This window comes from Bacillus safensis (genome assembly GCF_039619585.1).
Classification (GTDB): domain Bacteria; phylum Bacillota; class Bacilli; order Bacillales; family Bacillaceae; genus Bacillus; species Bacillus safensis.
Map to the genome: position 1 here is coordinate 524,424 of NZ_CP154909.1, position 21,549 is coordinate 545,972.

The 21,549-nt window shown below is 41.9% G+C and carries 19 protein-coding genes, 7 tRNA genes and 1 pseudogene; 21 read left to right on the plus strand and 6 right to left on the minus strand.

What is annotated here, in order from left to right:
* The first annotated feature begins 8 nt into the window (after window positions 1-8).
* Window positions 9-2,168, plus strand: a complete 2,160-nt coding sequence (locus tag AAYR28_RS02530; RefSeq protein WP_098677663.1) for a Tex family protein — start codon at window positions 9-11, stop codon at window positions 2,166-2,168.
* Window positions 2,169-2,188: 20 nt separating this feature from the next.
* Here AAYR28_RS02530 and cmpA read toward each other — a convergent pair whose 3' ends face one another.
* Window positions 2,189-2,323 carry a cortex morphogenetic protein CmpA gene (cmpA, locus tag AAYR28_RS02535; RefSeq protein ID WP_008346893.1) on the minus strand — a complete coding sequence of 45 codons (135 nt, stop codon included), beginning with the start codon at window positions 2,321-2,323 and terminating at the stop codon, window positions 2,189-2,191.
* A gap of 99 nt (window positions 2,324-2,422) precedes the next feature.
* On the opposite strand from cmpA, the gene AAYR28_RS02540 reads away from it, so the two are divergent.
* From AAYR28_RS02540 to AAYR28_RS02600, 13 genes are all read left to right on the plus strand, one after another.
* Complete coding sequence (locus AAYR28_RS02540; protein WP_024427381.1) at window positions 2,423-2,896, plus strand: SprT family protein; 474 nt, start codon at window positions 2,423-2,425, stop codon at window positions 2,894-2,896.
* A 200-nt stretch (window positions 2,897-3,096) separates the two neighbouring features.
* Complete coding sequence (locus AAYR28_RS02545) at window positions 3,097-4,074, plus strand: thiamine pyrophosphate-dependent dehydrogenase E1 component subunit alpha (RefSeq protein ID WP_024427382.1); 978 nt, start codon at window positions 3,097-3,099, stop codon at window positions 4,072-4,074.
* Window positions 4,075-4,093: 19 nt separating this feature from the next.
* Window positions 4,094-5,131 carry an alpha-ketoacid dehydrogenase subunit beta gene (locus tag AAYR28_RS02550; RefSeq protein WP_046313978.1) on the plus strand — a complete coding sequence of 346 codons (1,038 nt, stop codon included), beginning with the start codon at window positions 4,094-4,096 and terminating at the stop codon, window positions 5,129-5,131.
* Between the two features lie 17 nt (window positions 5,132-5,148).
* The gene (locus tag AAYR28_RS02555) at window positions 5,149-6,279 is read left to right on the plus strand and encodes a dihydrolipoamide acetyltransferase family protein (protein ID WP_342495969.1); all 1,131 of its coding nucleotides are present in this window, start codon (window positions 5,149-5,151) and stop codon (window positions 6,277-6,279) included.
* A gap of 16 nt (window positions 6,280-6,295) precedes the next feature.
* Window positions 6,296-7,675 (plus strand): dihydrolipoyl dehydrogenase, encoded by a 1,380-nt coding sequence (lpdA, locus tag AAYR28_RS02560; RefSeq protein WP_342495970.1) that lies wholly within the window; start codon window positions 6,296-6,298, stop codon window positions 7,673-7,675.
* 103 nt (window positions 7,676-7,778) lie between these two features.
* Window positions 7,779-9,626 (plus strand): sigma-54-dependent Fis family transcriptional regulator, encoded by a 1,848-nt coding sequence (locus AAYR28_RS02565; RefSeq protein ID WP_342495971.1) that lies wholly within the window; start codon window positions 7,779-7,781, stop codon window positions 9,624-9,626.
* A gap of 222 nt (window positions 9,627-9,848) precedes the next feature.
* Window positions 9,849-9,923: transfer RNA gene (locus AAYR28_RS02570), tRNA-Asn, on the plus strand.
* Between the two features lie 4 nt (window positions 9,924-9,927).
* Window positions 9,928-10,018 (plus strand) — tRNA-Ser (locus tag AAYR28_RS02575).
* A gap of 9 nt (window positions 10,019-10,027) precedes the next feature.
* A tRNA-Glu gene (locus AAYR28_RS02580) sits at window positions 10,028-10,099 on the plus strand.
* A gap of 20 nt (window positions 10,100-10,119) precedes the next feature.
* Window positions 10,120-10,194, plus strand: a tRNA-Gln gene (locus AAYR28_RS02585).
* 31 nt (window positions 10,195-10,225) lie between these two features.
* Window positions 10,226-10,301 (plus strand) — tRNA-Lys (locus AAYR28_RS02590).
* 7 nt (window positions 10,302-10,308) lie between these two features.
* A tRNA-Leu gene (locus tag AAYR28_RS02595) sits at window positions 10,309-10,391 on the plus strand.
* Window positions 10,392-10,439: 48 nt separating this feature from the next.
* Window positions 10,440-10,523 (plus strand) — tRNA-Leu (locus AAYR28_RS02600).
* A 497-nt stretch (window positions 10,524-11,020) separates the two neighbouring features.
* Here AAYR28_RS02600 and AAYR28_RS02605 read toward each other — a convergent pair.
* Both AAYR28_RS02605 and AAYR28_RS02610 read right to left on the minus strand, forming a co-directional pair.
* Complete coding sequence (locus tag AAYR28_RS02605) at window positions 11,021-11,656, minus strand: hypothetical protein (protein WP_120209006.1); 636 nt, start codon at window positions 11,654-11,656, stop codon at window positions 11,021-11,023.
* A 142-nt stretch (window positions 11,657-11,798) separates the two neighbouring features.
* On the minus strand, window positions 11,799-12,695 hold the full coding sequence (locus AAYR28_RS02610) for a DUF2935 domain-containing protein (protein ID WP_120209008.1): 897 nt from the start codon (window positions 12,693-12,695) through the stop codon (window positions 11,799-11,801).
* 566 nt (window positions 12,696-13,261) lie between these two features.
* Between AAYR28_RS02610 and AAYR28_RS02615 the strand changes: the two genes are divergently transcribed.
* Both AAYR28_RS02615 and AAYR28_RS02620 read left to right on the plus strand, forming a co-directional pair.
* Window positions 13,262-13,639, plus strand: coding sequence for a hypothetical protein (locus tag AAYR28_RS02615; RefSeq protein ID WP_034284113.1), 378 nt, complete (start codon window positions 13,262-13,264; stop codon window positions 13,637-13,639).
* 367 nt (window positions 13,640-14,006) lie between these two features.
* Entirely contained in the window at window positions 14,007-14,210 is a 204-nt protein-coding gene (locus tag AAYR28_RS02620) for a cold-shock protein (protein ID WP_003214229.1), read from the plus strand.
* A 277-nt stretch (window positions 14,211-14,487) separates the two neighbouring features.
* Here AAYR28_RS02620 and AAYR28_RS02625 read toward each other — a convergent pair whose 3' ends face one another.
* Entirely contained in the window at window positions 14,488-14,949 is a 462-nt protein-coding gene (locus AAYR28_RS02625) for a CarD family transcriptional regulator (protein ID WP_098677662.1), read from the minus strand.
* A gap of 327 nt (window positions 14,950-15,276) precedes the next feature.
* Window positions 15,277-16,326, minus strand: coding sequence for an NAD(P)-dependent alcohol dehydrogenase (locus tag AAYR28_RS02630; protein WP_176967297.1), 1,050 nt, complete (start codon window positions 16,324-16,326; stop codon window positions 15,277-15,279).
* Window positions 16,327-16,545: 219 nt separating this feature from the next.
* Between AAYR28_RS02630 and AAYR28_RS02635 the strand changes: the two genes are divergently transcribed.
* Complete coding sequence (locus AAYR28_RS02635) at window positions 16,546-16,947, plus strand: MerR family transcriptional regulator (protein WP_008346757.1); 402 nt, start codon at window positions 16,546-16,548, stop codon at window positions 16,945-16,947.
* A 42-nt stretch (window positions 16,948-16,989) separates the two neighbouring features.
* Here the strand turns inward: AAYR28_RS02635 and bglS are convergent, their stop codons facing one another.
* Window positions 16,990-17,718 carry a beta-glucanase gene (bglS, locus tag AAYR28_RS02640; protein ID WP_046313988.1) on the minus strand — a complete coding sequence of 243 codons (729 nt, stop codon included), beginning with the start codon at window positions 17,716-17,718 and terminating at the stop codon, window positions 16,990-16,992.
* A 247-nt stretch (window positions 17,719-17,965) separates the two neighbouring features.
* Here bglS and AAYR28_RS02645 point away from each other — a divergent pair, with 247 nt between their 5' ends.
* From AAYR28_RS02645 to AAYR28_RS02660, 4 genes and pseudogenes are all read left to right on the plus strand, one after another.
* Window positions 17,966-18,562, plus strand: coding sequence for a TetR/AcrR family transcriptional regulator (locus AAYR28_RS02645; protein WP_254114591.1), 597 nt, complete (start codon window positions 17,966-17,968; stop codon window positions 18,560-18,562).
* A 79-nt stretch (window positions 18,563-18,641) separates the two neighbouring features.
* Window positions 18,642-20,081, plus strand: a complete 1,440-nt coding sequence (locus tag AAYR28_RS02650; protein ID WP_046313989.1) for a DHA2 family efflux MFS transporter permease subunit — start codon at window positions 18,642-18,644, stop codon at window positions 20,079-20,081.
* A 193-nt stretch (window positions 20,082-20,274) separates the two neighbouring features.
* Window positions 20,275-21,168 carry an alpha/beta hydrolase gene (locus tag AAYR28_RS02655; RefSeq protein WP_034284107.1) on the plus strand — a complete coding sequence of 298 codons (894 nt, stop codon included), beginning with the start codon at window positions 20,275-20,277 and terminating at the stop codon, window positions 21,166-21,168.
* A 103-nt stretch (window positions 21,169-21,271) separates the two neighbouring features.
* Window positions 21,272-21,400, plus strand: a pseudogene (locus tag AAYR28_RS02660) (MmcQ/YjbR family DNA-binding protein); the annotation flags it as partial.
* Window positions 21,401-21,549: the final 149 nt, after the last annotated feature.

The following is a 21,549-nucleotide window of genomic DNA, read 5'->3' on the forward strand; positions in this document are numbered from 1 at the left end:
TGCAAAGTATGAAGACATCTGACTTTTTATTGAAACAAATTGCGACAGAATTAAAGCTTTCAACAAAACAAATTGAAAGTGTGATCAAGCTCTTAGAGGATGGCAACACCGTCCCGTTTATTGCCCGTTATCGGAAAGAGCAGACAGGCTCACTGGATGAGGTGCAAATTCAAACCATTTCAGAGCGCTATACATATATCCAAAATGTCACGAACCGAAAAGAAGAAGTCATTCGCTTAATTGCTGAACAAGACAAACTAACCGATGAATTAAAACAGAAAATTGAGCAGGCTCATAAACTGCAAGAGGTCGAAGATTTATACAGGCCATTCAAACAAAAGCGCAAAACAAAGGCGAATGTAGCCAAAGCAAAAGGGCTGGAGCCGCTGGCGGAATATTTACTCACGCTGCCAAGCGACCAGGTCGGGAAGAAAGCAGCTGCTTTTATTAACGAAGAAAAAGAAGTAACAAATGTAGAAGAGGCACTTGAGGGTGCGCAGCACATCATTGCTGAACAGCTCGCAGATGATCCCGATATGCGAAAATGGATTCGCAGTGAAACGTACCAAAAGGGCAGTCTGGTCACATCAGGAAAAGACGTCGAAAGCGATGAGAAAAACGTCTATGAAATGTATTACGATTATCAAGAGCCAATCAAAAAGATTGTTCCGCACCGTGTACTAGCGGTCAACCGCGGGGAGAAAGAGGGCATTTTAAAGGCAGCCATCGAACCACCTGCTGAAAATATTCGCTTCTATCTCGACAAACAAGTTCTAAAAGGCAGACAGACAACGGTGAGACCGTTTATTGAAGCGGCAATCGATGATGCGTATAAACGTCTCATTCAGCCTTCCATCGAACGAGAAATAAGAAAAGAGCTGACAGAAAAAGCAGAGGAACAAGCGATTCATATTTTTGCTGAAAACTTAAGAAAACTGCTGCTTCAGCCGCCGATGAAAGGGAAGCGTGTACTTGGAGTCGACCCCGCATTTCGGACAGGCTGTAAATTAGCTGTCGTGGATGATACAGGCAAAGTCCATCATATTGGCGTCATTTACCCGCATCCGCCCGTGCAGAAAAAAGCGGAAGCGAAACAAAAAGTCAAAGAGATCATTCAATCATCAAACATCGAAGTCATTGCGATTGGAAACGGAACAGCCTCAAGAGAGACAGAACAATTCATTGCAGACTTGATTCAAGAGCTGGATCAGCCGGTGTCTTATTTGATCGTGAATGAAGCTGGAGCAAGTGTTTACTCCGCGTCAGCGCTGGCACGAGAAGAGTTTCCAGATCTGCAAGTCGAAGAACGAAGCGCCATCTCAATCGCTAGAAGATTACAAGATCCTTTAGCAGAGCTCGTGAAAATTGATCCGAAGTCTGTCGGTGTGGGCCAATACCAGCATGACGTGAGTCAAAAGCAATTAAACAGCTCGTTAACCTTCGTTGTTGAGACAGTCGTCAACCAAGTCGGTGTGAACGTCAATACAGCCTCACAGGCGCTGCTGCAATACGTATCAGGCCTTTCAAAAGCCGTCGCAGGGAATATCATCAAGCGTCGCGAAGAGATTGGGAGATTCACAAGCAGAAAAGAATTGAAGGATATTCCAAGGCTCGGTGCTAAGACATATGAGCAGTGTATCGGTTTCCTTCGCATTACAGATGGACAAGACCCGCTTGATCGTACAGGTATTCACCCTGAGAGCTATAAAGAAACAAAACAGTTTTTACGCATGATCAACATGACGCCAGACGATCTTGGCACAGAGCAGTTAAAAGAGAAGATTGCTGAAGTTAAACTGGACGAAGCAGCCCAGCAGCTTGACATTGGGACCATTACACTTCGAGATATCATTGATCAGCTGACTAGACCTGAGCGTGATCCGCGGGATGAAGTGCCAAAACCGCTGCTCAAAACAGATGTGTTGAAATTGGAAGACTTGAAGCAAGGAATGGAGCTGCAAGGAACGGTGAGAAACGTTGTAGACTTCGGTGCATTCGTTGATATTGGCGTAAAGCAGGATGGGCTTGTGCATATTTCCAAGCTAAGCAACCGTTTTGTGAAGCATCCGCTTGATGTTGTATCAGTTGGTGACATTGTGACCGTATGGGTGGACTCCGTTGACCAGGCAAAAGGCCGCGTTGCCCTCACCATGCTGAAACCAGAGTAAACAAAAAAACGAGGCGCACCTTAGGATGGGGTGTGCCTTGATGTGACTGAATGTTTTTTTCTATAGAAGTACCAGCATTGATTCAGCAATTTGATTTGATAATGATTTTTCTCATAAAATGCCTTCTGCATCTGATTTTTCAGCCAGTTGGGCATCGCCCATTCCTCCTTTGATCGAAACAGTGGATGTACCTTCAATGTATGCTTAGGGGAAATTGTCCCGTTCGAGGTTTTTATAGAAAGGAACGATCTTGATTGAACGAGAGAGAATTACAGCAGTTAACAGAGCACATTTCCCAGCAGTTCTTTGGCAAGACATTCCGCCATCAGGCTGTTTTTAATGACCGGTTAAAAACGACAGGCGGGCGATATTTACTTGGTACACACAACATTGAACTAAACCGCCGATACCTAGAGGAGCATGGACGAGAAGAATTAATCGGAATCATCAAGCATGAGCTGTGTCATTATCATCTGCATCTTGAAGGAAAGGGCTATCAGCATCGCGACCGTGATTTTAAAGCGTTATTAAAGCAAGTAGGAGCCCCGCGTTTTTGTACACCGCTAAAGACCGTACAAAATAAGCGCCGTGCGGGGAAACGCCATGAATATATTTGCACAGGATGCGGCCGGTCTTTTATAAGGAAAAGACGGTTTGATACCTCTCGTTATGTATGCGGCGTCTGCAAAGGAAAATTAAAGTGGCTGCGCACAATCGATTCATTGTGATAAGCATTCCTCTACGGGGATGCTTTTTTTTGTTCCAATTGATGTGTGGACATATTGAGACAAAAAGAGACGCATGTCTCATTTTGTCTCTTTTTTCATCGGTGTGATTCAGACAAAGCCTAAGTGTTTATGCGTCGTCATGTTGGCACGATTTTTGCTTGTATAGAAGTGCAAGCAAAAAAGATAGGAGGTTTTACTAAATGGAAATGGCATTGAGTAAAGAAAAAGCCGTATGGATGTATCAAAAGATGCAGGAAATCCGCCAATTTGAAGACCGGGTGCACACGCTTTTTACAAAAGGAATTTTGCCGGGGTTTGTCCATCTTTATGCTGGCGAAGAAGCTGTTGCCGTAGGAATCTGTGCTCATCTGAATGAAAAAGACAGTATTACAAGTACACACCGGGGCCATGGCCACTGTATAGCGAAAGGCTGTGATCTAAAAGGAATGATGGCAGAAATCTATGGGAAAGCCACAGGTCTCTGTAAAGGCAAAGGCGGATCCATGCACATTGCAGATTTTGATAAAGGAATGCTCGGTGCCAACGGAATTGTTGGAGGCGGCTTTCCTCTTGCGTGCGGGGCAGCCCTCACCGCTAAATATAAAAAGACAGAAAATGTAAGCGTTTGCTTTTTTGGGGATGGTGCAAACAATCAAGGGACTTTCCACGAAGGAATCAATCTCGCGGCCATCTGGAAACTGCCCGTCATTTTCATTGCAGAAAACAATGGGTACGGGGAAGCGACACCATTTTCTTATGCTTCAAGCTGCAAATCAATCGTGGATCGAGCGGCCGGTTATGACATTCCTGGGATTCAAGTAGATGGAAAAGATGTGATGGCCGTTTATCAAGCCGCAGAACAAGCAATTGAACGAGCAAAAAATGGAGAAGGTCCGACATTAATTGAATGCATGACATATCGAAATTATGGCCATTTCGAAGGAGATGCCCAGCGTTATAAAACCAATCAAGAAAAAACAGAACACCAAGAAGAGAGAGATGCGATCGCTCTTTTTAAAAATGAATTGATCAAGCAGCAGCTGCTGACGAATGGGGAGCTATCAAAGATTGAAGCGGCTGTAGCAGAAGCGATAGATGAAGCCGTTACATTCAGTGAAGAAAGTGAATATCCAGATCAGACCGAATTATTGACCGACGTGTATGTTTCGTATCAATAAATCAAAGGGGGAGAGGAAAATGACAAGAGAAATCAGCATGTCTAGTGCATTAAATGAAGCGATTAAACTTGCCATGAGAAGAGACGAGGATGTCATTTTAATGGGGGAAGATGTTGCTGGAGGTGCTCATGTCGATCACTTACAGGATGATGAAGCATGGGGCGGTGTGCTTGGTGTAACGAAAGGAATCGTTCAGGAGTTTGGACGTGAGCGAGTTCTTGACACACCGATTAGTGAAGCTGGCTATGTAGGTGCGGCCATGGCAGCAGCTTCCACAGGGTTAAGGCCAATTGCAGAACTCATGTTTAATGATTTTATCGGCACCTGTCTGGATCAAGTGCTGAATCAAGGAGCAAAATTCCGATATATGTTTGGCGGAAAAGCAGAGGTGCCGATCACGATCAGAACGACACATGGGGCGGGTTTTAGAGCAGCTGCTCAGCATTCGCAAAGCTTGTATGCGCTATTTACAAGCATCCCTGGATTGAAAGTAGTGGTGCCTTCTTCACCATACGATGCCAAAGGATTGCTGCTGGCAGCCATCGAGGATCAGGACCCTGTCATCTTTTTTGAAGATAAAACGCTTTACAATATCACAGGAGATGTTCCAGAGCGATACTACACGCTGCCGCTTGGTAAAGCAGAGGTGAAAAGAGAAGGCTCAGATGTGACCATTTTTGCGGTAGGCAAACAAGTTCATACAGCACTCGAAGCGGCAGAGCAATTAGCTACACGTGGAATTGAAGCAGAGGTCATTGATCCAAGAAGCTTGTCGCCGCTCGATGAAGAAGCCATTCTAACTTCAGTAGAAAAAACAAATCGGCTTGTCATTGTAGATGAAGCAAATCCAAGGTGCGGAATTGCCGCAGATATTTCTTCTCTGGTTGCGGATAAAGGATTCGATTTACTTGACGCTCCAATCAAAAAAGTGACGGCTCCTCATACACCGGTTCCGTTTTCACCACCGCTTGAAGATATCTATTTGCCGACACCTGATAAGGTTGTGAACACCGTATTAGAGATGGTTGGAAAGAGTCATGACAAGATCTTGAACTAAAGAAAGGAGAGAGGGAGATGGCTGTCGAGGTTGTGATGCCGAAATTGGGCATGTCAATGAAAGAAGGAACGGTATCTGTCTGGAATAAAGAGGTCGGAGAAACCGTAAATAAAGGGGAAAGCATTGCAAGCATCAACTCTGAAAAAATTGAAATGGAGATCGAATCACCTGCAGAAGGAACCATATTGGATATAAAAGTGCCTGAGGGAGAAGGTGTACCGCCTGGCACGGTCATCTGCTATATCGGTGAAGGAAATGAACAGGTCGAGGAAAAGAAAGAAAAAGACCTGCTGCCAAAACAAAAGAAAGTGAGAAAGAAAATCTCCCCTGTGGCACGTAAGATTGCTCAAAGCGCTAATCTGGATATTCATACTTTAGTGGGAACAGGGCCAGATGGGAGAATCACGAAAGCGGATGTGCTTCGGGCACTTCCTGATGAAAAAGAAAACCAACAAAATGAACCAAAGCATCAGCCAGTCAGCATGATGCGGAAAACCATTGCCTCGCGAATGATGGAAAGCCTGCAAACAAGTGCACAATTAACAATAACGATGAAAGCGGATGTGACAAAGCTGACAGCATTACAGTCTGAGTTGAACGAAACAGCCGCAGCACGACACGATATGAAATTAACCATGACCGATTTTGTAGCCAAAGCAGTGATTCTTTCCCTGCTAGAGCATCCTGCAATGAACAGTCAATATCAGAATGATAGAGTCGAAACTTTTGAGTATGTTCATCTTGGAATCGCTGCTGCTTTAGATCACGGTCTGGCAGTGCCTGTTATTCGGCATGCGGAAAAGCTTTCACTTATTGAGCTGGCGAAGAGCATCAAATCGTATGGCAAAAAAGCACGTGAAGGCAGACTTCTTCACGATGAAATTGAAGGCTCTACCTTTACAATCACTAACCTAGGCGCCTATGGTGTGGAACATTTTACACCGATTTTAAATCCGCCGGAAGCAGGTATTCTTGGCGTTGGCAAAGCGGATCACATGCCTGTTTATCATGGGAATGAATTATGTAAAGGGACGATCCTGCCACTCAGTCTGACATTTGACCATCGCGTGCTGGACGGAGCGCCGGCATCACAATTTATATCAACTGTTAAAGCCTATTTAGAAAATCCAGTATCCATTCTTTTATAGGAAGAAGGTGAAATGAATGACGCTTGTCATTATAGGAGGCGGGCCAGCAGGATATGTGGCGGCAATAACAGCCGCCCGTTTTGACAGAGAGGTTGTATTAATCGACCAAGGCCTGTTAGGAGGTACCTGCCTGAATGAAGGCTGTATTCCAACGAAAGCACTTTTGCAAAGCGCTGATATGTACGAACATGTGAAATCAGCTGGACATTTTGGAATTGAGCTTTCAGAAAAGGAGCCTGTTATTCATTGGGATGCCGTTCAAAAGCGGAAGCGGTCAGTCGTCAAGCAGCTGACTGATGGCGTTCGTTATTTGATGAATAAAAACAAAATCAGCGTGTTAAATGGGAAAGCATCATTTCTTTCAGCTCATGAGCTATTGATAGAAAGTGAAGGGAAATCTGAAATCATTCAAGCCAAACAATTCATTATTGCTACGGGATCAGAACCTGCTGCTTTACCTTTCGCCCCATTTGATAGAGAGTGGATCATTGATAGTAAGGATGCCATGACGCTCCCTTCAATACCAGATTCGCTTTGTATCATTGGTGGAGGGGTGATCGGCTGTGAGTTTGCAAGCATCTTTAGCAGAATGGGATCAAAGGTTGTCATGGTGGAACAGACAGCACACATTTTACCTGAAGAAGATCACGATACAGCTAACTGTCTTCACGATCAGCTTCAAAAAGCAGGTGTAGAGATTTTGACATCAGCAGCAGTCAAACAGCTTGATGCAAGCTCAAAAAAAGTGGCCGTTGAGAAGGTTCATGGGGAGCGCTGTGACATCCAGTCTGATCATTGTTTAGTCGCCATTGGCAGAAAGCCGAGGCTGGAAGAGCTGAATCTTGAGCAGATCGGCATTGAATTTGACAGGAACGGCATCTGCGTGAATGAGCATATGCAAACCAATCTCCCGCATATCTATGCGTGCGGTGATGTGACAGGCGGCGTTCAGCTTGCTCATGCTGCTTTTCATGAAGGAACGATTGCGGCATCACATGCATCAGGGGAAGATGTAAAGGTCAATGAACACGTGATTCCAAGGTGCATCTACACGTCTCCAGAAATCGCTAGTGTCGGTTTAAATGAAGAGAATGCTAGAAAACAATATGGGGAGATTCGGATAGGGAAATTTGCATTCTCTGCAAATGGAAAAGCACTAATTTTAAATCAGCCAGCTGGTCAAGTAAAGGTCATTGTCGAACCGCAATATCAAGAAATTTTAGGTGTATCCATCATCGGACCGAATGCCACAGAACTGATTGGACAAGCGGCGGTGATGATGCATACAGAGTTGACAGCTGATACATTAGAGCAGTTTATTGCGGCACATCCGACACTCTCTGAGGCGATACACGAAGCCTTGCTGCAAACAAATGGACGAGCGGTGCACTGCTGATAGAGAAACCTTCTATCCGATTGACTTCCTGGGTCAGCCAATAATTGAAAGCGCTTTTATAATTATCTATAATGGATAAAAAGCCCCCAGAGGAGAGGATGGAATGAATCCGACGCCTTGTTATTTAAATACTTGGAAACGTTTTGTTCATGAAGGTTTGCTTGATAGATCTCGTCTGGATAAGAGAGTGATGGAGTCATGGCACAGATGTAAACAGGCAAATGTGAACCCGTATTTAGATAAAGGACAGTCGTTTTTAGAAAAGGAATTATTCAGTGTTCAAAAAAAGAAGTACTCACTATTTCTAAATGCCGCTCTTCCTTACTTAAATAAAATCAGTCAGCAATTAAAAGAATCTGACATGATGGCTTTACTCATCGATGCAGATGGTTATGTGCTAAGTCTGACAGGAAGCCAAAGGACGCTGGTAGAAGCGAAAAAAATAAATTTTATGGAGGGCGCGCGCTGGACCGAAGCCGATGTGGGGACGAACGCTATTGGAACGGCACTGGTCATTGGGGAAGCTGTAGCGATCAACGGAACTGAGCATTTTTCAGTCGCTTCCCACCATTGGAGTTGTTCAGCGGCCCCTATTCGTGATGCAGACGGCACGATCATAGGAGTCATTGATATCTCCTGTATGGCGGATCAAAGGCATCCTTTTATGCTTGGAATGGCTTCAACAGTTGCATATGCCATAGAGAGAGAAATTCAGGTCCAGCAAAAAAGAAAAGAGATGGAGCTGATCAGTCATTGTCTCCAGCAGGTAGAAGCGGACGAGCCGTATGTTGTCTGTAATGAGAAAAAGCAGATTGTTTTGGCAAGTAAGCCGATTAGAGACCGATTTTCAGACTGGTACGGAATGGATGTTGAGCTGCTCATGGACGATACATTTGTTACACGAGACAAGCAGATCATTCAGTCAGAGCAGGACGGAAAGATGCTTGGGATGTCTTTTTCGTTTGAAGAAGCAGCGAAGAGCAATATAACCGTTTCTTTTGCTCAATTTCCCGGGGAATCTGGAACAAGTACGGTATTTCAACAGACGCTCAGCAAAATAAAACGAGCAGCACAAACAGATGCAAATGTCTATATTTGGGGAGAAACAGGTACAGGGAAAGAACTGGCCGCTCGAGCGATTCACTTAGCTAGTGAAAGACATGAAGGACCGTTTATTGCCGTTAATTGTGGAGCCATACCTGAAAGCCTGTTAGAAAGCGAACTATTTGGTTATGCTGAAGGGGCTTTTACAGGGGCAAAACGTCATGGAGCAAAGGGGAAGTTTGAACAGGCGCAAAAAGGAACGCTCTTTTTAGACGAAATTGGCGAAATCCCTTATGCGATGCAAGTGGCGCTTCTTAGGGTCATTGAAGAAAGGAAAGTCGTACCGCTCGGCGGGACACACGAAATCCCTTTGGATATTAGAATCATTACAGCGACACACCGGAATATGAACGAACTGCTGAAGGAAGGAAAAATACGTGAAGATTTGTATTACCGTCTTCATGTTTATCCAATCAACATCCCGCCGCTTAGGGAAAGAAAAGAAGACATTGTTGATTTATATCGTTACTACCAAAAGAAACACCAATGGAATGCGACATTTCCTGAATCTTTTTTTCGTAAGCTAGAAGCGTACCATTGGCCTGGAAACATACGAGAGCTTTTTAATCTGTTTGAACATATAAGGGTACTGTTTCCTAGAGGAGGATGGATTGGTGAATCGCAATATGCGGCGGTATTAGAGGCGATGGATCAGGAAAAGCAGAAGCTGCATCTACCAGAGTATACCGAGAATCCAAAAGAACTCACGTTTAGGGAACGCATTCAAAAGCAAACAGTGATAGACGCACTGCACAAAACGAAAGGTCATGTGACAGAAGCAGCGAGGCTGGCAGAGGTGCCAAGAAGCACCTTTTATAAGTGGATGCGGAAGTATAAGCTGTCATGAACCCATAGGGAGCGGAGCAGCAAGGAGGCCTTGGTCTTTAGTTAGAGGTCGGGGTCTTTCTGTCGTGTCTAAACAGAAAACAAAAAGGAAGGAAGAAAGGCTTGACTGTTATATTAGTATATGTTAAATTATAAAAGCCGTCGCTAATGAGACAGGAATGAAACACTTAAAAATTCTTGACACATTTTTCTGGCATAGATATAATGAAACATGTCTTATTATTCCGCAGTAGCTCAGTGGTAGAGCTATCGGCTGTTAACCGATCGGTCGTAGGTTCGAGTCCTACCTGCGGAGCCATAATGGAGAAGTACTCAAGTGGCTGAAGAGGCGCCCCTGCTAAGGGTGTAGGTCGTGTAAGCGGCGCGAGGGTTCAAATCCCTCCTTCTCCGCCATTATTGTATGGCCCGTTGGTCAAGCGGTTAAGACACCGCCCTTTCACGGCGGTAACACGGGTTCGAATCCCGTACGGGTCATGTTTTGTTTTTTGATTCGTTGGGCTATAGCCAAGCGGTAAGGCAACGGACTTTGACTCCGTCATGCGTTGGTTCGAATCCAGCTAGCCCAGCCATTTTTTATATATGTTTTTCTGCATAGCAGATGAGCCATTAGCTCAGTTGGTAGAGCATCTGACTTTTAATCAGAGGGTCGAAGGTTCGAGTCCTTCATGGCTCACCATTGTCACGCGGGTGTGGCGGAATTGGCAGACGCGCTAGACTTAGGATCTAGTGTCTTTATGACGTGGGGGTTCAAGTCCCTTCACCCGCATTGTTTTTCCAAACAGTGCACTTATGAATATATGAGCACATCATACACGCGGTCGTGGCGGAATGGCAGACGCGCTAGGTTGAGGGCCTAGTGGGTGAATAACCCGTGGAGGTTCAAGTCCTCTCGGCCGCATCAATGATACCAAGGGTTTATAGACCTTTGGTATTTTTATTTATTTATAGGATTTCAGATAAATGCCCAAAATGTGCCAGCCTACTTTATCTAAGTGGGCTTATTTTGGTTGTATTTGATATTTTTAAATAATGTCATCTAATTTCTCAGCCATAGGTTTTTTCTTGGAAATAAGTGCTGTATACATCTATTGCTGTCAGAATAGATGCACGTATCCCCCATTGAAGCGCCAATTTCAATAAGCTTCCTCCAGTAAGATAATCTGTTCTTTTTTGTTTTGTTTCTGGTAGGAGGAATGCTCCTTTCCTGGTTAGATCAGTCGGTTTTTTTACAGTGCGGTATAAAAATGTAGCGGCAACTTCATGAGGACTCGAAATAAAAAGGTACCGCAGCACAAGGATACCTTTTTAAGATCAGTATTTATTTTTAAAGACTACATACAAGCATTTTAATTGGCAAAGGTTGATTCCATGGAAATTTCATATCGTATCGACTGATTAATATGAAGATCCCTGACTCACTGATTGTGCAACAATCTGCCGTACTTCCCGAGCTAAATGTGTAGCATGTAAGGTAGCCTGCCAAATAACCGGACTAACTGCAGATTGACTGATGGATAATGCCTGTTGAGTGGATGGAACCATTGGACTCAGCAGTCTTTCTGCCTCGTCTACTGAAGATGCATATTGTTGGCCTGCTGCTCTTCGAAGGTCAGCTATCGCTGCAGGAAAGTTTGACCATAGACGAAGTATTGAATTCATACAGCCAATCATAAGAGCAAAATGAGGAGCCCGACCTTGTCCTGCGGCAAGAAGCTCAGCTGCACCTAAGGCAGAATAAACGTGATAACTCAATGGAGTTAGATATTTTGCGTGTACAATATGAAGCTCACGTAATCCCCAAGTATCTGGAAGGAATCTGAATTCTGAACTCATACCGCATCCAAGAGCAAGTGCTCTACTGACAACTTGCAGATGTTTCACTACTGTAGCCATCGAGCGTTGGAAAGAGGATGAGTGTACAGGGATATGTTGAATCGTAGATAAAAGGCTACGCATTTTTTGATTTGCCTGACTCAAATCAGGTTGTTGTCTAAAATTATCGAGATAATACGGATCAGAATAATAATACATATCTAAACTCCTTTTATTAAATGTCTTTTAGGAGTAGGTTATGCACCTAGATCATTTTTTGATAAGGGTATTCGCCTAATTTATCGATCATGCAGTCGGGGAAGACTGATCAATAAAAAATGCCTTCATTGAAATGAAGGGCTTAATAAGAAGATTCCATAGATTGTTTTTCTTTTAAACGCTTTTCTAATACATCTGTCATATATAGAAAGTGATTTGCTTCACGCAAAACATGATCTGCTAGTAGAGGATTGATCACATTTTTAATTTGACATGATTTAATCATCTCTAATCCTGCTTTTTTGAAGTTTCTAAGCTCTGTCGTAGCGTCCTCGCTATCATCATTGAGCTTAGCAATAATAGGGTAAGTTGGTTTTTTTCTAAACAACATGGATTCAACATCTCTAGCCTGATTAAGCAAAACCTCGAAATTATCTCCAAATTCACTGGCTTTATGAACAAGTTTACGTTCGGATTGGTCTAATAGTGAGGCAATAAATCTGGAATGTTCCATCATAATTCTCAGCCAGAAAACATTTTCACTAATAATGGCGTCTTGAATAGGGTCAAGTATGCCTTTATTAAATTTTTGAAGTGTTCGCACGAAATATTCTGCTTCACGAGCGATGTGATCAACCAGCAATGGAAAGTTAAACCCTGAAACCTTGCAGTTAATGATCAATATAAGTAAATTTCTTTTGAAATTTCGAAAACCATATGCTAGATCAATACTATCTTCATTCAGTTTACGTACAGCTTGAACATTGTTAGGCGTTTTATAGGCTTGTTGTTCTAGTTGTTCAAAATAATAATGAAAACGGTCTGTTTGTTGGATAAACTGCTTATCTTTACGATTAAAACCTTCACCAAGAAATAAAGCATGTTCTTTCATAATTCTCAGCCAGAATTTATTTTCAATTAATGAACGTTCAATAAATGTTTGTTCTGTTAAGGATTCAGATGGTGCTGCTAATCTTTCTGGTGGTTCCACCATAGGATTATTCGATTGATACTCCTGATCTAGAAATTGATTGTTCATGTCATCCCCCTATAACTTATATTTGTCTAGAAATATATGAGGCATTGAATCTAAGTATGTGGGATGATGGAAAATAAAGACTTTTAAATTCGGGTTTATGTGAATGGGAAAGAAAAGGTGAAAACGGAATTTAGAGAGTTCAATGAAAGAAAGATTGGTATCGGTTCACAAAGTTGAGGGCCTAGTGGGTGAATAACACGTGGAGGTTCAAGTCCCCTCGGCCGCATCTAAGAAACCAAAGTTTGTAGACCTTTGGTTTTTTTGTATCCTCTAAAGTATAGTTGCCAGTCATGATGCGATTGTTGTCCATATAAGAACATCATGAATAAATTCTTTTATTCAGCTTCTAGCTTCCTTTCATTTTTTATATTGTTAAATAAAGGTTTTGATGAGATAATTTGATAAAATGGAATTAAGTTGCATAAGGTCAACTTCAAAAAATTTATAAGCTCATGACCAATTCATGATTATCCAGAAAATACAAGCGATTTGTGTCAACATAAAAATTGGTTGACTAAATTAGCCTGTCCCTATAAAACTATTCAATATGAAAAAGGAGTTATAGCATGATAAAAAGGTTTTCTCTAGTTTTACTTACTCTAATGATGTCTATAGTTGTTATGCTAGTGGCTGCCCAAAATTCCCCTGGAGATAATGTCATTTCATTTGATCAGCCTCGCATCTTAATAATATCAATTGGAATAGTGGTTTTTTTATTCATCCCTCCGTTGGTGATGTCTTTTTTCAGTAACTTGATTGTGAGAACTATATCTGGTGTATACCAATGTTTTATTGTTCTCTCTTTTCTGGTACTAATTCCAATAGGATTTTTTATTCCAGATGGCTTTTTGACAATTGTTGTTTCTATCGCAGGAACTTTAGTCAGCGTAGCTAGTCTTATAGTAACTTTAATAATAGATAGGAATAAAAATGTTGAATATTAGCTGAAATAGAAATGACATGAATTTTCTAAGAGTACAGTAATGTTTTCGTTATTACCACTTTTAAATAATACTGACAGATGTCTGAAAAATGGAATGACGTTATGAACTTGTTTATTCCTTTCGAGATTGAACGTCCATTTTGTAGAAAAAATTATCTTAAAGTCAGAGAAGAACAAAATTATGTGGGATCGTTGATTTTGTTCTTTTAAATCCTAAATTGCAATTATTTCCGATTCATGCTACAATAAGAATAATTATTTTTGTTCGGCGTAAAGGATAGCATGAAGAAAGACTTTTCGTCTTGAGGATACTTTGGGCAAGGATAGTATAATACATTGTGTGGTATACGCACGAGGAGGCAACAAACATGGAACAAGGTACAGTAAAATGGTTTAACGCAGAAAAAGGTTTTGGATTTATCGAACGTGAAGAAGGCGACGATGTATTCGTACATTTCTCAGCTATCCAAGGTGACGGATTCAAATCTTTAGACGAAGGTCAAAAAGTAACATTTGACGTAGAGCAAGGTTCTCGTGGAGCTCAAGCTGCTAACGTTCAAAAAACTGCTTAATCTTCATCCTTTTAAAACAGGTTCTCTGTAGAGAGCCTGTTTTTTTATGCTTTCACGCATTTTTTCAATAAAAAACCCTACTCAGCGTACAAGTAGGGAGGTGTTACAAGGTAATCGTAAAAAAATTCATGCTTCAAAGGTTTATCAACAGTATAGCATATTGGATTTACAATATGCGGAATTTGCCTAAATAAATTCTTTTTTTCTTTAATAAATTGAAGGATGGACATGTTCGTAGAGAACTTGTATTCAAAAATGGTGAGTGTGGAAGAGGTTCTTAACAGAAACTTTTGATTTGTTTTTCTGTAATTCCTTTGATGACTTCTAATTCACTTAGCAAAAATTCATGGGCATCATCCAGCATTTTCTTTTCACTTGCATTGAGTGCTTTCTCTTTCTTCATACGCATCAGATCACGCACAACTTCAGCACCTTCTTGGATGTTACCCGTTTTTATTTTGTTTGTGTTAATTGTATGCCGTTCTTTCCATGTCAGTAATTGATCTGATTTGCCATGCTGGAAAATGTGCATTACATTCTTTAAAGCCAGTATATCTGTAACAGGTCTAATACGTGAACCTGACATTTTCCGTGTTGGAATCATTACTTTCATATGACTGATTGACATTTTAATCACATAATACTGTTGTTTTTCATCAGAGAATTCTTTTTCTTCTATGGCTTCAATTATACCTGCTCCGTGCATTGGATAAACAATGTTATCACCAATTTGAAACATATCATCCACCTCCATATAATGTATCTACTTTAAGGGTACCACACTTAGAGGTTAAATAATCAAATTTTTAATAATAACATGTTTATTTATTTGTTGTCAATAAATTTTGTTCTAAAAAAGGGAGGTTATTTTGTGGGAATTTTGGATGTGATTTTTTTCATTTGAACATATCCTCCTCGCTATAAGAAAAACAGGATATCCACAATAACAGCTCGGGTGCCAGCCTTTATATCCGTATCAAGTCATTGAAACGTAAACAGCTGTTTATGAGGAAATCATGTTAAAAAAAGACCAGCCATTGAGCTAGTCTTTCAAAAAAGAATCCGATCATAATGTCGAAATATCAATCACAAACCGGTAACGAACATCACTTTTCAGCACCCGTTCATACGCTTCATCAACTTGATTAGCGTTGATCACTTCAATTTGTGGCGCAATGTTATGAGCAGCTGCGAAATCGAGCATTTCTTGTGTTTCTTGGATGCCGCCAACGAGTGAACCAGCTATGCTGCGGCGGCCGGAAATTAATGAAAAGACGTGGAATTGATCCGGCTTAGGCGGTGCACCGACGTTCACCAAGGTTCCATCTACACGGAGTAAGGACAAATAGGCATCCACGTTAATGTTGGCAGAGACCGTATTGAGAATAAGGTCGTACTGACCGGCTAGTGTCTGAAACGTATCAGGATCACTTGTAGCAAAATAGTCTTTTGCACCAAATGATAGGGCCTCTTCTTTTTTATTCAAAGAGCGGCTCAATACCGTCACTTCAGCGCCTAGAGCACTCGCGAATTGAATAGCAACATGGCCGAGCCCGCCCATTCCGACGATCGCAACCTTTTTGCCAGGGCCTGCCTTCCAGTGCTTTAATGGAGAATAAGTTGTAATGCCAGCACAGAGAAGAGGACTTGCGGCATCAAGGGGCAGTTGATCAGGAATGCTGACGACAAATCGTTCAGTCACGACAATTTTTTGACTGTAGCCGCCATAAGTCGGCTCCCCGTCATAGTCACGGCTGTTATACGTTTGGACGACCCCTTTTGTGCAATACTGCTCGTCTCCATTTTGACAATATTCACAGGTGCCGCAGGAATCCACAAAGCAGCCAACGCCTACACGGTCTCCGATCTGAAACTTCGTCACATCATCCCCTACAGCTGTAACGACCCCAGTGATCTCATGACCTGGAACCATCGGGAAAATGCCGCCGCCCCATTCATCAAAAGCGCTGTGGATATCTGAATGACAGATCCCGCTAAATTGAATATCAATTAAAATATCATGTGGACGAAGCGCTCTTCGTTCAATGGTCGTCCGTTCAAAATTCGCTTTTGCGTGTGAAACACTTAAAACATTTGATTGGTGCGTCTGACACATTCTTGATCATCCTTTCAAAAATAAGATTCGATTCTTTCCTCTATACTGTACGTCTTAAAGTGAACTATAAGTCAACAGAAAACCTTCTGTAATAATAAATCCAGGCTGTTACAACATTCTTGATATCAAGAATTGAGCCAAAAGCATCTTGCTTTCTTTTTCAAAATGGAGATGATGAGGAAAGGGAGATCGGAAGGTAAGAGAAAGAAGGAGGGCACAATGAAAATAGCACAAGCAGCAAAACAGCTCGATTTATCCACTGCGACACTTAGATATTACGAGAATATTGGTTTGATTAGGGAAATCAAACGTGACGATCATGGGATTCGTGATTATACGGAGGATGATCTTCAATGGATCGAATTTATCAAGTGTATGAGAAATGCAGGGCTCTCGATTGATGCGCTTAGAGAATATACAGCCTTATTTTTTGAGGATGATGATCATACGTTATCTTCGCGAAAAAACATTTTGGTCAATGAACGAGAAAGACTCGTTCAAAAACAAAAGGAAATCGAAGAGACCATTAAACGATTGGATTTCAAAATAGAAAGTTATGAAGATATTATCCACAATCATGAGAAAAAACTCGCTCATCAGCTGAAAACTCATTCTAATTAAACGAAGAAAAACCTGTGAAAAATCACAGGTTTTTTGATAGAGTTATCTTTTTGTGTAACGCACCCAGTTATAATGTGCGTGGAGCGGGGTAACACCGTTGTAGGAGCCGAGCCATTCATCGACACCTGCACCATTCCACAGGTTCATCATAATTTTCCCTGGTGTTTGAGGAATTTGAGTGGTGGCGGTATGCTTTAATTGTCCATCGACATACCATTTGATAGAGTTTGGCTGCCAGTCAAATGCATACGTGTGATAAGAGTTCGCTGCATCGAAACCAAGGTTGACGATCTTTTCATGATTTCCTACACCATTGGTATAGTAGTTAAACTGTACCTTTGTCGTATCTTTTCCTAGAAATTCAATGTCAATCTCATCCCAAGGCGTGCCATCAGTCGGTCCCGTATAAGTGAAGAAAGAAGAGACGATCCCCACATTTTTGGCTGGCTTCATGTTGACTTCATATAGCCCATAGCCGTAAGTTTGTGTGGAGCGGTTTTCTCCGCAGTCAAATTTATTATAGGCGGGACTTGTGAGCGATAAACGCATTTCACCTGATGAGGTCATCGACACGTTATTTGCACGCCACGTACAGTTAAACATGTTTCCATTCGAGTATCCATCGGCTTTTTGCCATAACCCCGTATTATAGTTGTTAAAAGGTTCATAAAACGATCCACCCGTTTGTGCCGAGGCACCCGCTGTAAATGTGGACAAACTCAAGACTAATCCAGTGACAAGCAGCATCAACATTCGTTTCATACGGTACATATTCGCATTCTCCTCTCCTTTTATGGAAGCGCTTTCTTTATTGATCATACATGATTCTTTCAAAAGGGAAAATCGGTCTAAATAATGATAAACAGTGTGCATTATTTAATAGAATTGAAAGAAGGATCATAAGTAAAAAATAATGATTGACATTGCGGACAGTTGTCCGTAAGATAATATCGGGACAATTGTCCTAAGAAAAACCTAAAGTGTTTTGATTTAACACATAGAGATAAGTGTCATGTGGATGAAGGTAAAGAAGGTGAGCATGGTGGAAAAGGATATTGGGGAGGAAATTGAAGAGATTGCATTCTCCTTGTTTCAAGAATTTGGTGTAGAAAATGTCAGCATGCATAAAATTGCGAAAACAGCTGGTGTTGGGCAGGGTACTCTTTACCGCCGCTACGCCAATAAAAGTGATTTGTGCCTTTCTATCCTTGGGGAGAGATTTGAACAGCTGATACCAGCTTTGCATCTTTACTTGAGCAAAATAAGTGATCAGCCGGTCCGTGAACGTTTGCGCTACGTTCTTGAAGAAATTCATCTCATCGTCGGTCACCATTTAGACTGGATTCGGATGCTCACAATCTCTGGGAGTTTAGAGCAGACAAGTAAAGTGTATGAGAGTCATTACAGTCAATCACTTAGACAAATCATTCGTGATTTGCTTGAAGAAGCGAGAGAAAAGGGAGAAGCGAACATACAGGACATAGAACTGACAACGTTATGTATGTCCTCTCCAATGACGCCTGAGCTCATGTTTTATATACATGAATCCGGCTATTCAATCGAAAGAATCGCTCAATTTGCTGCAGAAAAACAGATTTTATCCGTCTTTCAATAGACATGAAAGTGGCTCATTTCTGACCACCCTGACTTCCTAAGGTTCATCTAAATTGAAAAAGAAAAGGAGCCAACTTAATATGAACAAACAGAAAGCAGCAGCTTCTGACATTCGAACGCTGCCCATAATTATTTCTTTTATCACGGCTGGATTTATTGGCCTGTTCAGTGAAACGGCATTAAACATGGCGCTGAGAAGTTTAACGTTAGACTTTGGAATTGAAGCGACGACTGCTCAGTGGCTGACAACAGGATATTTATTAACACTTGGTATTCTCGTACCGATTTCAGGACTCATTCTTCAATGGTTTACGACAAGACAGCTTTTCATTACATCGCTTGTCTTTTCGATCATCGGAACATTTATTGCGGCGGTTGCGCCGGTCTTTAGTATTTTAATGGTAGCACGTGTCGTGCAGGCAGTCGGTACAGCATTGCTTCTGCCATTGATGTTTAATACGATTTTGGTCATCATCCCGCCTCATAAACGAGGCAGATCGATGGGGATTATTGGTCTTGTGATCATGTTTGCACCAGCAGTCGGTCCAACCGTCTCCGGTCTTATTCTGAAATCGCTGACGTGGCATTGGATTTTCTGGATTTCACTTCCTTTATTAATGGCTGCACTCGTATTTGGTTATATCTTTATGCAAAATATTACAGAACCAACAAGACCGAAAATCGATATCTTATCAATTGTGCTTTCAACCATTGGTTTCGGCGGAATTGTGTATGGCTTTAGCAGTGCCGGTGAAGGCGGCGGCTGGAGCAGTATGCATGTGATCGTGGCAATTGTAGTAGGTGTCATAGGGATTCTTGTGTTCTCCTTAAGACAGTTGAACATGAAAGAACCAATGCTGAACTTAAGCCCGTTTAAATATCCAATGTTTGTCATTGGGTTACTTCTGATTTTAGTGTGTATGATGGTGATGCTGTCTGCTATGATGATTTTACCATTGTATCTGCAAACATCCTTGGCGCTTTCTACATTTACAGCAGGTTTAATGCTATTGCCAGGTGGAATTATCAACGGACTCCTATCTCCAATCATGGGTGGTCTATTTGATAAGTTTGGTCCAAAATGGCTTGTCATTCCAGGTCTTGTCATTGTCGCAGCGACGATGTTTGGCTTTACGAATCTAAGTGTGAATACGTCGATTGGATTCATTGTCACCCTTCATATTACATTAATGATCGGAATCGCGATGATCATGATGCCTGCTCAAACAAATGGATTGAATCAGCTGCCGCCAGAGCTATATCCGCATGGTACAGCGATTATGAATACATTGCAGCAGGTGTCAGGAGCCATTGGTACTGCGGTCGGTATCTCGATCCTTTCTTCAGGCGCCCGCAGCTTTATGGAAAATGTGTCTGATCCCGCAAATCCGGTGAATCAGCTGCTCGCCTTTACAAATGGCGTCCAGCATGCATTTATCTTTGCAGTGATCATGACGATCATCGGTTTGATTATTGCTTTCTTCATTAAACGAGTGAAGGTAGAACAACAAGTATCATAAGAGAAATGAAAAGCACTGAGGGCATAGCGCCGCAGTGCTTTTTTATTTGCTCAATGCTTGTTTCAAAGAGAGTAAAAACGGGGAGATAGGTAAAAAGTGAACATTGAAAATTTGCTGTTGGTTCAGTAGGAGGAAAAGAGGAAAAGGAAAAGAATGAGTAACTAAGAAATGAATAAGATAGGAGTCTGAGATCATGAACTTAGAAGAACAAATCAAAATCGCTGCGTCATTACGCCAGCCATCTGAAGGTTCATTAGCGAGTCAATCGGAACTAAAGCCAGTAAATCCTCCTGAAGTGAACAAAATGGAATATGACATTCCAACAAGTGCTGGCGAAACAAAGGTGTGGGTATTTAAGCCAGTGAACACACAAAAACAGCTGCTTCCTGTTTTTGTGAATTTACATGGCGGCGGATTTATCATGGGCAGTGCTGAAATGGATAATCCCTGGTGTCCAGTCATTGCAGACCGGGCGCAATGTATCGTCGTCAATGTCGAGTATCAGCTTGCACCCGAGCACCCTTTCCCAGCCGCTCTTCATGAATGCTACGATGTAATGAAGTGGCTGTATGAACATCCTGAGGAGCTTCAAATCGATCGGAATGCATTAGCCATTGGCGGACATAGCGCAGGAGGAAATTTGGCAACGGCTGCTTGTCTATTGAATATTCAAAGAGGAAATACACTCCCAATTGCCTATCAAGTGCTTGATTATCCGCCGCTTGATCTAGCCACTGATCCAGCACAAAAGCCAGCGTTTGAAGAAGCGATCCCAGTTGAATTGGCGAGACTCTTTAATTCCTTCTATCTGCAAGGCCAAGATCCGCACAATCCGCTCGTTTCTCCGGTTTTTGCAGATCGTTCATCCTTAGCACAAATGCCTCCAGCTCTCGTCATCACAGCAGAGAAGGATTCGCTGGCTGAAGAAGCCGAGCAATATGCTGCCAAGTTAAAAGAAGCTGGGGTAGACGTCACGTACAAACAATTTAAAGGCGTTCCACACGGCTTCACGCACGCCGGAGATTTAGCCATAGCTGAAGAAGCTTGGCATCTGATGGGGGATCAATTAAAGAAGGCGTTTGAATAAGAAAAGTAGAGTGATTCAAAAGCACAGGAGACAATGGGCCTGTGCTTTTATTACTGTTTCTGAAAAAGAAAAGTGAATGTAAAAAGGGTCAGATATCTTTCCTCAAGGAATTATCCCTGGCTACTATATGAATAAGACTCATTGGAATTCCATTTACCTTGATGCAGACATTCCATCCTCATTTGTAGAGGAGTTAATCGAACATTCCTACCAATTGGTTTTTCAAAAATGAACAAAAAAATCTCAACATGATATCCTCCAAAATGATTCAAAAGGAAATGACTGAGGAGCTGTCCTAAGTTAGACATGCTGCCCTTTGACTCTCTTCAAAATTGACTTGAGCGAAACGCTGTCGTTATAATTTAACCAGTTAGAAGACGC